The following is a 432-nucleotide window of genomic DNA, read 5'->3' as shown; positions in this document are numbered from 1 at the left end:
CGCGGCCTTCAGCTTGGTCGCCGCCGTCACCATCCGCAGCCACATCAGGCCAAGCGCGACGATGCCCATCAGGTGCATGTAGCTGTGCGCCCCGGCTCCGACATTGTCGGGGTTCTTCATGCCGTTCTGGAGGAACCACAGCGTTGCCTGCTGCAACTCGCCATTGGCCTTTTCCAGACGCGCCGCAAAATCGGCGGTTGCTGGATCTGCCTTGCCCGCCGCCACTTCATCCGTGACGACCTTGAACAACGCCTGCACCGCACGGCCGCCATTCTGGGCGAGCTTGCGGCCGACCAGGTCCATCGCCTGCACGCCGTTGGTGCCTTCATAGATCATCGCGATGCGCGCATCGCGGACATATTGCTCCATGCCCCATTCGGCGATGTAGCCATGGCCGCCATAAACTTGCTGCGCATTGGTCGCGATGTCATA

The 432-nt window shown here is 62.5% G+C and carries 1 protein-coding gene; it reads right to left on the bottom strand.

Annotated features, from left to right (window positions below):
* Positions 1-432 (bottom strand): acyl-CoA dehydrogenase C-terminal domain-containing protein (locus AACY49_RS31295; RefSeq protein ID WP_339528228.1); only part of this gene is annotated, 432 nt, incomplete at both ends.

Origin of the sequence: Pseudomonas sp. EL_65y_Pfl2_R96 (assembly GCF_963970905.1) — a bacterium.
Lineage (GTDB): Bacteria > Pseudomonadota > Gammaproteobacteria > Pseudomonadales > Pseudomonadaceae > Aquipseudomonas.
Note: the sequence above shows the minus strand (reverse complement) of the source record. Positions and strands in the feature narration are given on the sequence as shown.